General features: G+C 73.6%; 10 protein-coding genes and 1 riboswitch. Of the genes, 5 read left to right on the top strand and 5 right to left on the bottom strand.

All coding sequences use genetic code 11. The features are described from left to right. The first annotated feature begins 282 nt into the window (after positions 1–282). On the top strand, positions 283–1,620 hold the full coding sequence (locus tag IMZ35_RS28445) for a hemolysin family protein (RefSeq protein WP_199444284.1): 1,338 nt from the start codon (positions 283–285) through the stop codon (positions 1,618–1,620). Beyond that, positions 1,617–2,666, top strand: coding sequence for a hemolysin family protein (locus tag IMZ35_RS28440; RefSeq protein ID WP_199444283.1), 1,050 nt, complete (start codon positions 1,617–1,619; stop codon positions 2,664–2,666). Before IMZ35_RS28445 ends, IMZ35_RS28440 begins: the two co-directional genes overlap by 4 nt. 34 nt (positions 2,667–2,700) lie before the next feature. Here the strand turns inward: IMZ35_RS28440 and IMZ35_RS28435 are convergent, their stop codons facing one another. From IMZ35_RS28435 to IMZ35_RS28425, 3 genes are read right to left on the bottom strand one after another with little or no spacing between them, the layout of a single operon-like run. Further along, positions 2,701–3,117: an NUDIX domain-containing protein gene (locus IMZ35_RS28435; RefSeq protein WP_199444282.1), complete on the bottom strand. Its 417-nt coding sequence runs from the start codon at positions 3,115–3,117 to the stop codon at positions 2,701–2,703. Beyond that, on the bottom strand, positions 3,117–3,809 hold the full coding sequence (locus IMZ35_RS28430; RefSeq protein ID WP_199444281.1) for an HAD family hydrolase: 693 nt from the start codon (positions 3,807–3,809) through the stop codon (positions 3,117–3,119). The genes IMZ35_RS28435 and IMZ35_RS28430 overlap by 1 nt, the downstream gene beginning before the upstream one ends. Positions 3,810–3,831: 22 nt before the next feature. Beyond that, complete coding sequence (locus IMZ35_RS28425) at positions 3,832–5,004, bottom strand: MFS transporter (protein ID WP_307868957.1); 1,173 nt, start codon at positions 5,002–5,004, stop codon at positions 3,832–3,834. Positions 5,005–5,180: 176 nt separating this feature from the next. Here IMZ35_RS28425 and IMZ35_RS28420 point away from each other — a divergent pair, with 176 nt between their 5' ends. Both IMZ35_RS28420 and IMZ35_RS28415 read left to right on the top strand, forming a co-directional pair. Continuing rightward, positions 5,181–6,056: a 3-methyladenine DNA glycosylase gene (locus IMZ35_RS28420; RefSeq protein WP_199444295.1), complete on the top strand. Its 876-nt coding sequence runs from the start codon at positions 5,181–5,183 to the stop codon at positions 6,054–6,056. A gap of 115 nt (positions 6,057–6,171) precedes the next feature. Next, positions 6,172–7,965 carry a substrate-binding domain-containing protein gene (locus tag IMZ35_RS28415; RefSeq protein ID WP_199444279.1) on the top strand — a complete coding sequence of 598 codons (1,794 nt, stop codon included), beginning with the start codon at positions 6,172–6,174 and terminating at the stop codon, positions 7,963–7,965. On the opposite strand, the gene IMZ35_RS28410 is transcribed toward IMZ35_RS28415, so the two are convergent. After that, the gene (locus IMZ35_RS28410) at positions 7,966–8,961 is read right to left on the bottom strand and encodes a helix-turn-helix transcriptional regulator (protein WP_199444278.1); all 996 of its coding nucleotides are present in this window, start codon (positions 8,959–8,961) and stop codon (positions 7,966–7,968) included. A 312-nt stretch (positions 8,962–9,273) separates the two neighbouring features. Here IMZ35_RS28410 and IMZ35_RS28405 point away from each other — a divergent pair, with 312 nt between their 5' ends. Then, positions 9,274–10,293 carry an aldo/keto reductase gene (locus tag IMZ35_RS28405; protein ID WP_199444277.1) on the top strand — a complete coding sequence of 340 codons (1,020 nt, stop codon included), beginning with the start codon at positions 9,274–9,276 and terminating at the stop codon, positions 10,291–10,293. Between the two features lie 129 nt (positions 10,294–10,422). Here IMZ35_RS28405 and gcvP read toward each other — a convergent pair whose 3' ends face one another. Then, on the bottom strand, positions 10,423–13,308 hold the full coding sequence (gcvP, locus tag IMZ35_RS28400; RefSeq protein ID WP_199444276.1) for an aminomethyl-transferring glycine dehydrogenase: 2,886 nt from the start codon (positions 13,306–13,308) through the stop codon (positions 10,423–10,425). Between the two features lie 163 nt (positions 13,309–13,471). Next, positions 13,472–13,570, bottom strand: a riboswitch (glycine riboswitch). Positions 13,571–13,605: the final 35 nt, after the last annotated feature.

Genomic DNA, 13,605 nt, shown 5'->3' with positions numbered 1-13,605 from the left:
CCGGCCGGGCGGCGCGGGGGGCGCCCGGCCGGGGGGGGGGCCGGGGGGGGGGGTCGGCGCGCCCCGGCGGGCCCCCCCCCCCCCGGCCCCCGGCACGTCGCCGACCGGAACATCGCGCGCCCGACGTGCGTTGACTCTAAAATGGACGTCCACGTCCATGACACCTCAGCGAGGAGTGACCCCTTCCGTGCGCGACGCGCAGTCACCCGGTTGCAGTACTGAGCCGGGCTTCAGCCCCGGCTGCCACATCGACCTGGTCCGATCCACCCCGCGAGGTGATCGGTGACCGGCGTCCTGCTCAGCGTTCTCGGTCTGCTCGCCGTGGTCGCTCTCACCTTCGGCACCTTCGTCGCCGTGGCCGCCGAGTTCTCCCTGACCGCCCTCGAACGCAGCACCGTCGACGCCCACGTCGCCCAGGTGGGCGACGCGAAGGCCAAGACGGTCCAGAAGGCTCACCGCTCGCTGTCGTTCCAGCTCTCCGGGGCGCAGCTCGCGATCACCTTCACCACCCTCATCACGGGTTTCATCGCCGAACCCGCCATCGCCGAACTGCTCCAGCCCGGCCTGACCGCGATCGGCGTCCCGATCGGCGTGGCCGACCCCCTGGCCCTGGCCGTGGCGCTGGCGCTGGCCACCACCCTGTCGATGGTGTTCGGCGAGCTGGTGCCGAAGAACCTCGCCATCGCGAAGCCGCTGGAGACCGCCCGCGCGGTCGCCGGGTTGCAGGCGGCGTTCTCGAACGCGTTCCGCTGGCTGATCACCATGATGAACGGGTCGGCCAACTGGCTGGTGCGCAGGCTCGGCGTGGAGCCCGCCGACGAGCTGGCCTCGGCCCGCTCGCCGGAGGAGCTGGGCGCGCTGGTGCGCTCCAGCGCCGAGCACGGCACGATCGACGAGGGCACCGCCACGCTGCTGGGCCGCTCGCTGCGCTTCGGCGACCGGACCGCGGGCGAGCTGATGACGCCGCGCGTGCAGGTGGAGGCGCTGCGCGCCGACGCGTGCGTGCCCGACCTCATCCAGGCGGCCCGCCACACCGGCTTCTCCCGCTTCCCGGTGCACGACGGCGACCTGGACGAGGTCCGCGGCATGGTGCACGTGAAGCAGGCGTTCGCCGTGCAGCACGCGCAGCGCGCCACGACCCGGCTGTCCGCCCTGACCAGGCCGGTGCCGACGGTGCCGGAGACGCTGGAGGGCGACGCGCTGCTGGACCGGCTGCGCGGTTCCGGGCTCCAGGCCGCGCTGGTCGTGGACGAGTACGGCGGCACGGCGGGGCTGGTCACGCTGGAGGACGTCGTGGAGGAGATCGTCGGCGACGTGCGCGACGAGCACGACCGCCGCGAGGCCGCGCCGGTGCGGCCGCTGGGCCGCAACAGCTGGATGGTGTCCGGTCTGCTGCGCGACGACGAGGTGTCGGAGGCCACCGGCTTCCGGATGCCCGACGGCGACTACGAGACCCTCGCCGGGCTCGTGCTGGCCCGGCTGGGCCGCATACCGGTCGTCGGCGAGGAGGTCGTGGTGGACAGCTGGCGGATCACCGTGATGCGGATGGACCGCCACCGGGTCGCCGAGCTGCGCGTCGCGCAGACCGGTGACCGCGAGCCGTCGGGGGTGAGCGCGTGAGCGACGTGAGCGCCCTCCTGCTGACCGTGGTGCTGCTGGCCTGCAACGCGTTCTTCGTCGGCGCCGAGTTCGCGCTGATCAGCGCGCGCCGGGACCGGCTGGAGGCGATGGTGGAGCGCGGCGTGAGCCGGGCCGCCGTGGTCATCAAGGCCAGTCGCGACGTCTCGCTGATGCTGGCGGGCGCGCAGCTGGGCATCACGATCTCGTCGCTGCTGCTGGGCCGCCTCGGCGAACCGGCGGTGGCGCACGTCATCGAGACCGCCCTGCACCCGCTGTCGATCCCCGCCGTGGTGCTGCACCCGATCGCGTTCACCATCGCGATGCTGTTCGTGGTCGTGGCGCACATCCTGCTCGGCGAGATGGTGCCGAAGAACCTGGCCATCGCGAACCCGGAGAAGCTGGCCATCTGGCTGGTTCCGGTGCACGTCGGGTTCATCAAGATCGTCAAGCCGTTCATCAGCATGTTCAACATCGCCTCCAACGGCGTGCTGAAGCTGATGAAGGTCGAGCCGAAGGACGAGCTCGAGTCGGCCTACACGCCCGACGAGCTGTCGCTGCTGATCGCGGAGTCCAAGCAGGAGGGCCTGATCGAGGACTCCGAGCACCGGCGGCTGGCGAAGACGCTGTCGTCGGCCGAGCGGACCGTGGCCGACGTGCTGGTGCCGCTGGACCGGCTGACCACCGTGTCGGACTCGCCGACCGTGGGCGAGGTCGAGGCGGCCGTGACGGCGACGGGCTACTCGCGCTTCCCGGTGCGCACCGAGCGCGGCGGGGTCCTGGGGTACCTGCACGTCAAGGACGTGCTGGACCTGGCGAGCAGCGATCCGTCCACGCCGGTGCCGCGTTCCCGCGTGCGCGGGCTACCCGAGGTGCCGTCCGACGCGAAGCTCGACGAGGCGCTGGCCGCGCTGCGCCGGGCGCAGAGCCACCTGGCCAGGGCCGTCGGCCCGGACGGGCGGATGCTGGGCGTGGTGGCGCTGGAGGACCTGGTCGAGGAGTACGTGGGCATCGTCCGGGACGGGACCCACGTGGCCCCCGACAGCTGATCCCGTTCTGGGGAGGGGGGTGCGAGCCGACCGCTCACGCCCCCCTTGCGGCGTAGAGGGCGAGGGTCTCCGGCAGCTGGGAGTGCAGCGGCCGCGGGAGCGCGTCGGCGGTGAACCAGCCGAGCTCGTCGAACTTGTGCGGTTCGCCGATGCGCACCTCGGCCGGGTCGACGTGCACGGCGAACACCACGGCCACCCAGTGCGAGGTGACGGGGTCGCCGCGCAGCACGTTGCGCACCCCGACCGTCTCCAGGCCCAGCACGCGGGCGGAGTACTCCTCCGCCACCTCGCGGGTCACGGCCTCGGCGAACGACTCGCCGAACTCCAGCGCCCCGGCCCCGGTGTCCCAGGTGCCCGGCTCGTCGCGGGCTCCCGCGCCGCGCCGGGCCAGCAGCACCCGCCCGGCCCCGTCGTGGCAGACGAACACGCAGGACACCGAGGGGGCGCGCATCAGAAGTGCTCCAGGAGGTCGGGGAACGCGCGCAGGGTCAGCACGCGGTCGTCGGTCGGGTCCAGTTCGCCGTGCTCCAGCACCCACGTGCTCTCGTTCGGGACGAACACGGCGTTCAGCCCCGCCGCCCGCGCGGGCAGCACGTCGGAGCGGGGCGAGTTGCCGATCATCCACGTCGACTCCGGCGTCAGCGAGTGGTGCTCCACGAGCCACCGGTAGGTGTCCGGGTCCTTCTCGGCCACGACGTGCACGGCGCGGAAGTGGTGCGCCAGGTTCGAGGCGTCGATCTTGTCCCGCTGCTCCCGCTCCTCCCCCTTGGTGAGCAGCAGCAGGTCGTGACGGGTGCCGAGCTCGGAGAGGGTCTCCGCGACACCGGGCACCAGCTCCACGGTCCGGTCGGCGAGCGAGGACGCGAGCTGCTCGATCTCGCGGCGCTCCGCGTCGGTGGCCGGGCGCTCGGCGAGCCGCTCGAAGCAGTCGCCGAGGCTGCGCAGGAACATCCTCGTGCCGTAGCCGTGCACCCCGGCGTTCGCCCGCTGCACGTCGTCGAAGATCGTCCGGGCCTCGGCGCGGTCCAGCGTCGGGCGTGCCAGCCAGTCCAGGAACGCGGTCACCACCCGCTCGAACCGCACGTTGTTCTCCCACAGGGTGTCGTCGGCGTCGAACACGAGCACCTGGTCGTCGTACGTCACACGCCGAAGAGTAGTCAGCGCGTCACGCGGGTTCGACGGCCGTGCGCTCGCGCTCGAACGCCTCGGCCGACAGCGCCCGCCACACCAGCAGCAGACCGGCGGCGTCGACGACGGCCGCGACCAGCCACGTCGAGCGCAGACCCCAGTGCGTCGCCACGAGCCCGCCGAGCAGGCCGCCGACGGGCATGAAGCTCCAGGTCAGGGCGCGGTGACCGGCGAGGACGCGGCCGAGCAGCTCCGGTGGGGTGAAGCGCTGCCGACTGGACTGGGAGCCGACGTTCCACGCCAGCGTGCTGCCCGCGAACAGCACCAGGACGGCGGCGACGAGGGGCCAGCGCGGCGGCACCACCCACAGCACCAGCATGCAGAGCGCGGCGATCGCGGCTCCGCCCCGCATCGCGCCCGAGTAGCCGAAGCGGGCGGTCAGGCGGCCCACGAGGAACGACGACAGCACCCAGCCGAGGGCCGAGGCGCCGAGCAGCAGGCCGTAGCCGACCGCGTTCGCGTGCAGCACCTCCGTGGCGTAGAGGACGAACGTGGCGTAGCCGGTGGTGAAGGCCAGGCTGCCGATCGCGACCTTGATCGTGATGGCGCGCAGCAGGGGACTGGCGACGAGGAACCGCAGGCCGTCGGTGATGCCGCGCAGCGGGTGGCCCGGCCGGCGGGAGACGGGCACGTGCACGGGCAGGCCGCGGGTCAGCGCGAGGGCGACGAGCGCGGCCGACGCCGCGATCCACGCCGGAGCTCCCGTCGACAGCGCGACGAGCAGCCCGGCGACCGGTGGGACGGTGAACTGCACGACCCCCCGGTCGATGACCATCATCCGGGCGTTCGCCGCGTCGAGCCGGTCGGAGTCGACGACGTCGGGCACCATCGCGCCGCGCACGCCCTCGACCACCACCTGCGCGGCGACCACGACGAACGACACCGCGAGCAGCAGCGGCAGACCGAGCCACCCGCCGGCGGCAGCCGCGGCGAGCACGAGCGCCGTGACGGCCTGCACGGCGAACGCGGCGGACAGCAGCGCGCGGCGCGGCACCGCGTCGATCAGCGCCCCCGCCACCAGCGACAGCAGCAGCCACGGCAGCTGTCCCACCACGGTCACCAGCGACACGTCCCGCGGATCGGTGGTGATCTCCAGGACGAGCAGCGGCACCGCCGTGACGACCAGCCCCTCCCCGCAGGAACCGCTCACCGCTACCGCCTGCAGACGTCCCCAGCCCCGGTCTTCCCGCCCGCTGTTCACGGTGAGCGAGTGTGCCAACACGCGGAGCTACTGGCGAGCGCTTTCGTCGATCGGCACGGATCTTCTCGCGCCCGGACGCGCGCGGGGCCGCGCATCCGGGTGACGTACCGTGGACACCCGTGGACGTGGTGGTGCTGGCCGAGCGGGAGTGGCAGGACCGCCGTCGCGCGCACGTCGAGCGGGTGCGCCGGTGGACCGGCCCCCACCAGGAGCGCAGGCAGCGCCGGGAGAAGCACCCGGTCCTCGACTTCCTCTTCACCTACTACTCCCACCGCCCCGTGCGGCTGGAGCGCTGGCACCCCGGTCCCGGCGTGGTGCTGGCGGGCGACGCGGCGCGGGAGTACCTGGCGTGGCCGCACCACGTGGAGACCGCCGACGGCGTGACCCTGGACCTCGACTCGTTCCTGGCGGCCCGGCGCGGCACGGCCGAGTTCGTCCGGTCGCTGCTCACCGCGACGGCGTCCCGCCCACCGCGGCTGAACTGCTTCGGCTTGCACGAGTGGGCGATGGTCTACCGGCAGGAGCCGGAGCAGGTCAGGCACGGCGCGTGGCCGCTGCGCCTGGGCGCGGACGGCACCGACCGGGTGGTGGAGTCCAGTCGGGTGCAGTGCGGGCACTTCGACGCGTTCCGCTTCTTCACCCCTCCGGCCCGGCCGCGCAACGCGCTGCAACCGACCCGCGAGGCTCAGGTCGACCTGGAGCAGCCCGGTTGCCTGCACGCGGGCATGGACCTGTTCAAGTGGGCCTACAAGCTCGACCCGGCGACGCCGTCCGAGCTGGTGGCCGACTGCTTCGACCTGGCCGTGCGCATCCGCGAGCTGGACATGAGGGCCAGCCCGTACGACCTGGCCGCGCTGGGCTACCCGGCGGTGCCGATCGAGACCGCGGCGGGACGCGCGGACTACGCGCGACGGCAGGCGGAGTTCGCCGCCGAGGGCGCTCCGCTGCGGCAGCGGCTGGTCGACCTGTGCGACGAGCTGCTGGGACGGGTTCCCACCTGAGTCGGGCCGCCGCGACTTCACACCCGGCCCGGAGATCACCTGTTAGCGTGAGCGCCGCCTCGGGGGCGGCGACGGGACCACCAGTCGCCAGGAGTCGTTCCGGGAGAGGGAAGTGATGGCTCGACACCGCACGCTGCGGACGAGGGTGCGGCGTGGCATCGCCGGCTGGCCCGTCGCCGTGGTCGGCCTGGTCGTCCTCGTGGTGCTGGGCTGGCTCAGCTGGACGTGGATGGGCGGGGTGCTCGAACGCCGGACCGCCGCCCAGGCCGGTGACTGCAGCGAGGGCGAGGCCGTCCTGCGCGTCGCGGTCACCCCGAGCATCGGCGACGCGGTCCGCGACGTGGCCCAGCGGTGGAGCGCGACCCGTCCGGTCGTCTACGACCACTGCATCCGCGTCGAGGTGCAGGCCGTGGACTCGGAACTGGTGCTGGAGGGCCTGACCCAGGACTGGAACACCGCGGACCTCGGCGAGCGCGTTCAGGCGTGGCTGCCCGACTCGACGCTGTGGGCCGACCGGCTCGCCGCGCAGAACCACGCCCTGATCGGCGCGGTGCCCGAGTCCGTGGCCACGAGCCCGGTGCTGCTCGCGCTGCCCGAGGCGGCGTCGCAGGCGCTGATGAGCGGCAGCAGCTTCCGCTGGACCGACCTGCCCGAGGTCACCTCCGACAGCGCGGGGTGGGCCCGCTACGGCAAGCCGGAGTGGGGCCCGCTCACCGTCGCCATGCCCGACCCGACGACGAACACCGCCACCGCCATGGCCGTCCAGTCCGCGCTGGCCGGGGCCAGTCCCGACGGCCGCGGCCCGGTGACCGCCGACGTGCTCGCGCTCCAGCCGGTCAAGGACACCCTCGCCCGGTTCGCCGCGACCAAACCGGCGAACGCGCCGGAGAGCACCTGGGAGGCGCTGGACCGGATGAGCGAGGCCCCGAGCGTGAACGGGGCCGGGTTCAGCGCGGTGCCGGTGTTCGAGGTCGACCTGTACCGCCACAACGTCGGCGCGGACGGCGGCGCGGCGCCCGCGCAACCGCTGCACGGGGTCGCCGCGGGCGGTCCCACGCCGGTGGCCGACTTCCCGTTCGTGCCCCTGGCCGGTGACGACGTCAGCGAGGCGCAGGAGCGCGCGGCGCAGAGCTTCCGGGAGTTCCTCACCGAGGACGACCAGCAGACGGTGCTCGCCGAGGCGGGGCTGCGGGTCGGGGCGACGTCCGTCCGGCCGAGCCCGTCGCCCGGCGTCCGGTGGGCCGCCACGACGGAGAACCTCGTCGCCGCGGACGCCACCACCACCCAGCAGATCTCCGCGGCCTGGGCCACCGCGTCCGACGGCGGCCAGGTCGTCACCGTCCTGGTCGACGTGTCCGGCTCGATGGAGGAGGACGGCGGCGGCGGTCGCACGCGCGTCGACTGGCTGCGCACGGCGCTGTCCGGCCAGGTCGAGCGCTCGGTGTCCGGCTCGCTCGGGCTGTGGGAGTTCTCCCGCGCGCTCGACGGGGACGTGCCGTACCGCCAGCTCGTGCCGACGAAGCCCGTGGCCGAGCAGCGGCAGGCCCTGCTCGACGGCATCGCCCGGCTGGAGCCGCGCAGCGCGACCCAGCTCTACACGAGCCTCGTCGCCGTCTACGAGTCGGCGCAGCGCGACTTCCAGCAGGGCAAGCAGAATCGGATCGTCGTGATCACCGACGGCCCCAACGACGGCGGCCTGAACTTCCAGCAGCTCACCGCGCGGATGGACCAGCTCCAGGTCGGCGCGAACCCCGTGCCGATCAGCGTCGTCGCCATCGGGTCGGAGCCGGAGCGGCTGCCGCTGTCGGAGATCGCCGGGCGCACCGGTGGCACGCTGTCGGTCGTGGACGACGCCAGCGGTCTCGACCCGGCGCTCGCGGAGCTGCTCTCCACGGCTCCCGTTCGGTGATCACCCGCCGCGGCGCACCTCGGGGTAGACGGCGCACAGCGCGGTGAGGGCGGCCACCACGCGGTCGCGCAGTTCCGCCGGGGCCACCACCTCGGCGTCACCGCCGAGGCGCAGCAGGTCGGACTCGGCGTGCTCCAGCCCCTCGGTGGGCAGCTCCAGCTCCGTCCAGCCGTCCGGGCCCGGCCGGGCGGCGCTCTCCCGGATCGCGCGGGCGGCGGGCGGGCTGAGCAGGTACGCCGCCCGGCGCACTCCCCGCTCGGACAGCCGCACCACGACGCGCGCCCCGTACAGGCGGTCGACGAACCGCTCCGACCACCCCGCCCAGAACTCGGCCAGGTCGAAGCCCGCCGGTCGCTCGAAGGTCTCGGCGAGCTCCTCCAGCTCCAGCACGCGCGACACCCGGTAGGTGCGCACGCCGGGCCCGTCCGCGCACGCCACGAGGTACCAGGTCCCGGCCTTGAGGACGAGGCCGAGCGGGTGCACCACCCGCTCCACCTCGATCGCCGCGCTGCCCCAGCGCTGGTAGCGCACCCGCAGCGCGCGCTGCTGCCACACGGCCTCCGCGACGGCGGCGAGGTGCGGGGTGCGCTCCTCGCCGCGGAACCAGCCGGGCGCGTCGAGGTGGAAGCGCTCCTGGACGCGCCCGGCGCGCGACCTCAGTTCCGGGGGCAGCGCCGCGACGACCTTGAGCTGCGCCGCGGCGACGACCGTGCCCAGGCCCAGTTCCGCGGCGGGTCCCGGCATCCCGGCCAGGAACAGCGCCTCGGCCTCCTCGCGGGTCAGCCCGGTCAGCCGGGTGCGGTAGCCGTCGAGCAGGCGGTAGCCGCCGTGCGGGCCGCGGTCGGAGTACACCGGCACTCCGGCCGAGCCGAGCGCCTCGACGTCGCGGTAGACGGTGCGGACCGACACCTCCAGCTCGTCGGCGATCTCCTGCGCGGTCATCCGGCCCCTGGCCTGGAGCAGGAGCAGCAGGGACAGCAGACGACCGGCGCGCACGACCCGATTGTCCCCGGCTGCCCGGCACGGGCTGGCGCACACCCGGTGCCGGCTCCGTGACACGAGCACCCGCACGACCGGAACCGTCCGGGTGACGAGTTGCGACGAGCAGCCGCGGGACGGTCGGCCCTGCGACGCGGTGGACGGCCCGGGGCGGTGGTGCACCTGCTCGACAGCACCGCCTCCTCCACCGGGCTTGTCAACCGGAACCTTGTTCCGTATCGTTTCCGGAGCACGGTTCCGGTTGTCCCGCGACGTCAGAGCGGGGCCGCACGGTCACACCGCGCCTCACCACGACGGAGGAACACGATCGTGCAGTACCGCACCTTGGGCCGCACCGGTGTGCAGGTCAGCTCACTCGCACTCGGCGCGATGAACTTCGGCAGGATCGGGCGCACCACCCTGGACGAGGCCACCGCCGTGGTCGACGCCGCCCTCGAAGCCGGGATCAACCTCGTCGACACCGCCGACGTCTACAGCGGCGGCGAGTCGGAGGAGATGGTCGGCAGGGCCGTCGCCGGTCGCCGCGACGACGTCGTGCTGGCCACGAAGGCCGGTCTGCCCGCGAGCGACGAGCGCAACCACCGGGGCGGATCGCGCCGCTGGCTGATCACCGCGCTGGAGGGCAGCCTGCGCCGCCTCGGCGTCGACCACGTCGACCTGTACCAGGTCCACCGGTGGGACCCGAGCACCGGCGACGAGGAGACGCTGTCGGCGCTGACCGACCTCCAGCGCGCGGGGAAGATCCGCCACTTCGGCTCGTCGACCTTCCCGGCGCACCGCGTCGTGCAGGCCCAGTGGGCCGCCCGCGAGCACCACCTGAGCCGCTACGTCACCGAGCAGCCCGCCTACTCGGTCCTGCAACGCGGGGTCGAGGCCGACGTGCTGCCCGTGGCCGAGCAGTACGAGCTGGGCGTGCTGGTGTGGAGCCCGCTGGCCTCGGGCTGGCTGTCGGGCGCGATCCGCGAGGGCCGGGAGATCACGACCAGCCGCTCGGCGTTCATGCCGCAGCGCTTCGACACCTCGCTGCCCGCCAACCGGGCCAAGCTCGACGCCGTCGAGCGGCTGGCGCAGGTCGCCGCGGAGGCCGGGCTGACCATGATCCAGCTCGCGCTCGGGTTCGTCACCGCGCACCCGGCCGTCACCAGCGCGCTCATCGGCCCCCGGACGCTGGACCACCTGCGCTCGCAGCTCGCCGCCGCCGACACCGTGCTGTCCGCCGACGTGCTGGACGCGATCGACGCGATCGTCGCCCCCGGTGTCGACCTGGCCGCGCACGAGAAGAACGACACGCCGCCCGCGCTGCTCGATCCGGCGCTGCGGCGTCGCTGACCACCGCTTCCGGCACCGGGAGGACCAGCACCCGCACCGGGCGGCGGCGCGGTGGGTCGCCGACGAGCTGATCCGCACGTGACAGGGGGGCGGGAGCACCGGTGGTGCTCCCGCCCCCCTGGCGCGGACCTAGCTGTAGGCGGTGATGGGCGGGCAGCTGCACACGAGGTTGCGGTCGCCCTTGACGCCGTCGATGCGCCGCACCGGGGGCCAGATCTTCGGCGCGGTCAGCCCCGCCGGGAACACCGCCACCTCGCGGCTGTACGGGTGGTCCCACTCCGTCGCCACCGACGCCGCCGTGTGCGGGGCGTTGCGCAGCGGGTTGTCGTCGGCGGGCCACTCGCCGGAGCCGACCAGGTCGATCTCGTGCTTGATCGCGATCATCGCGTCGACGAAGCGGTCCAGCTCGGCGAGGTCCTCGCTCTCGGTCGGCTCGACCATGAGGGTGCCCGCGACGGGGAACGACATCGTCGGCGCGTGCAGGCCGTAGTCGGCCAGCCGCTTCGCCACGTCGTCCACGGTCACGCCGGTCGCCTTCGTGATCGGGCGCAGGTCGAGGATGCACTCGTGGGCCACGAAGCCGCCCTCGCCGGTGTAGAGGACCGGGTAGTGCTCGTCCAGGCGCCGGGCCACGTAGTTCGCGGCGGCCACGGCGGTCAGCGTCGCGCGGCGCAGGCCGTCGGCGCCCATCATCCGCACGTACGCCCAGGAGATCGGCAGGATCGACGCGCTGCCCCAGGGAGCGCCGCTGATCGGGCCGACACCGGTCGCCGGCCCCGCGGCGGGCTGGAGCGGGTGGTTCGGCAGGAACGGCGCGAGGTGCGAGCGCACGCCGATCGGGCCGACGCCGGGGCCACCGCCGCCGTGCGGGATGCAGAACGTCTTGTGCAGGTTCAGGTGCGAGACGTCCGAACCGAACTTGCCGTACTGGGCGAGACCGATGAGGGCGTTGAGGTTCGCGCCGTCGACGTAGACCTGACCACCGGCGTCGTGCACCAGCGCGCACACCTCGCGCACGGTGTCCTCGTAGACGCCGTGCGTGGACGGGTAGGTGATCATGATCGCGGCGAGGTCGTCGCGGTGGGCGTCCACGGTCTCCCGCAGGTGCGCCAGGTCGATGTTGCCGTGCTCGTCGCACTTCACGACGACCACGCGCATCCCGGCCATGACCGCGCTCGCGGCGTTGGTGCCGTGCGCGCTGGACGGGATCAGGCAGACGTCGCGGGCGGCCTCACCGCGGTCGCGGTGGTAGGCGCGGATGGCCAGCAGCCCGGCGAACTCGCCCTGGCTGCCGGCGTTCGGCTGGACGCTGACCGCGTCGTAGCCGGTGACCTCGGCGAGCCAGCGCTCCAGGTCGCCGACGAGGGACAGCAGGCCCTCCGCGTCCTCGGCGGGCGCGAAGGGGTGCAGGTCGGCGAACTCGGGCCAGGTGATCGGCTCCATCTCGGCCGTCGCGTTGAGCTTCATCGTGCAGGAGCCCAGCGGGATCATGCTGCGGTCGAGCGCGACGTCCTTGTCCGACAGCGCGCGCAGGTAGCGCAGCAGCGCCGTCTCCGAGCGGTGGGTGTGGAACACGGGGTGCGTCAGGTACTCCGACGTGCGGCGCAGCTCCGCCGGAATGCCGTCGGCGGTGTCGGCGTCGAGCGCGTCGACGTCGACACCGGTGATGCCGAACGCCTGCCACACGGCCGTCAGGTGCGCGCGGGTCGTGGTCTCGTCGCAGGCGACGGCCACGTGGTCGGCGTCGACCAGGCGCAGGTTCACACCCAGCTCGCGCGCGGCGGCGACGACCTGCGCAGCGCGACCGGGCACCTCGGCCCGGACGGTGTCGAAGAACTCGCCGTGCACCACCTCGACGCCGCCCTCGCACAACCCGGCGGCGAGGACGGTGGCCATGCGGTGCGCGCGGGTCGCGATGGCGCGCAGGCCGTCGGGGCCGTGGTAGACGGCGTACATCGAGGCGATGACGGCGAGCAGCACCTGGGCGGTGCAGATGTTCGACGTGGCCTTCTCGCGGCGGATGTGCTGCTCGCGGGTCTGGAGGGCGAGGCGGTACGCCGGGTTGCCGTCGGCGTCGACGCTCACGCCGACCAGGCGGCCGGGAAGCTGGCGCTCCAGACCGGTGCGCACGGCCATGTAGCCCGCGTGCGGGCCGCCGAAGCCGATGGGCACGCCGAAGCGCTGGGTGGTGCCGACGACGACGTCCGCACCGACCTCGCCGGGCGGGCGCAGCAGCGCCAGCGACAGCAGGTCGGCGGCGACGACGGCCAGCGCGCCGCAGCCGTGGATCTCCGCGATCAGCGCCTCCTGGTCGCGGACCACGCCCGAGGCGCCGGGGTAGGACAGCAGGACCCCGAAGAAGTCGCCGCCGAGGCCGAGGCCCTCGATGCCCTGCGACAGGTCGGCCACCACGATCTCGATGCCCAGCGGCTCGGCCCTGGTCTCGATCACCGCGAGGGTCTGCGGCAGCGTGTCGGCGTCCACGACGAACTTCGCGGACTTCGAACGACCGGCGCGGCGGACCAGCGTCATGGCCTCGGCCGCGGCGGTGGACTCGTCGAGCATGGAGGCGTTGGCCAGCGGCAGGCCGGTCAGGTCGCCGATCACGGTCTGGAAGTTGAGCAGCGCCTCCAGCCGCCCCTGGGAGATCTCCGGCTGGTACGGCGTGTAGGCCGTGTACCAGGCGGGGCTCTCCAGGACGTTGCGCCGGATCACCGCGGGCGTGATCGTGCCGTAGTAGCCGAGGCCGATCATCTGCGTCATGGGCCGGTTGCGGGACGCCAGCGCCCGCAGCTCGGCGAGCGCCTCGGTCTCGGTGGCGGGAGCGGGCAGGTCCAGCACCAGTTCGCGCTCGCGGATCGAGTCGGGCACCGCGCGCTGCGCCAGCTCCTCCAGCGATCCCACGCCGACGACGTCCAGGATGCGGGCCAGTTCGGCGGGGCGGGGACCGACGTGGCGGTCGGCGAACGGGGCGCCGTGCTCCAGCGCGGCGAGGGGGATGCGGTCCTGCGTCATGGAAAGCGCCTCCGGTGGTTCGGGCTGCGGACAGATTCCTGCCGTTGCCCTCCCCGCTCTGTCCACACCCGCACGGCGGGCACCTGAGAGCTTCACCCGTGACGAACCGGGCTTGCACCGTCGGTGGGGCCGGGACTCGTCCCGTTCCGCTTTCCAGAGGTGTCTCGCCCGCGCGGTCCTTGGCACCTGAGAGGTTCCGGGGGAGGACTTGCTCCTTCGGTGCCGGACTCGTGATCAGCCCGGACTCTCCCGCGCGGGTTCAGCGACCACGCGCGAATCGTACCCGGCCGCCACCCC

The organism is Umezawaea beigongshangensis (assembly GCF_016464305.1).
Classification (GTDB): Bacteria; Actinomycetota; Actinomycetes; order Mycobacteriales; family Pseudonocardiaceae; genus Umezawaea_A; species Umezawaea_A beigongshangensis.
The sequence above is the reverse complement of the archived record's forward strand: the minus strand, read 5'-3'. Positions and strand labels throughout refer to the sequence as shown.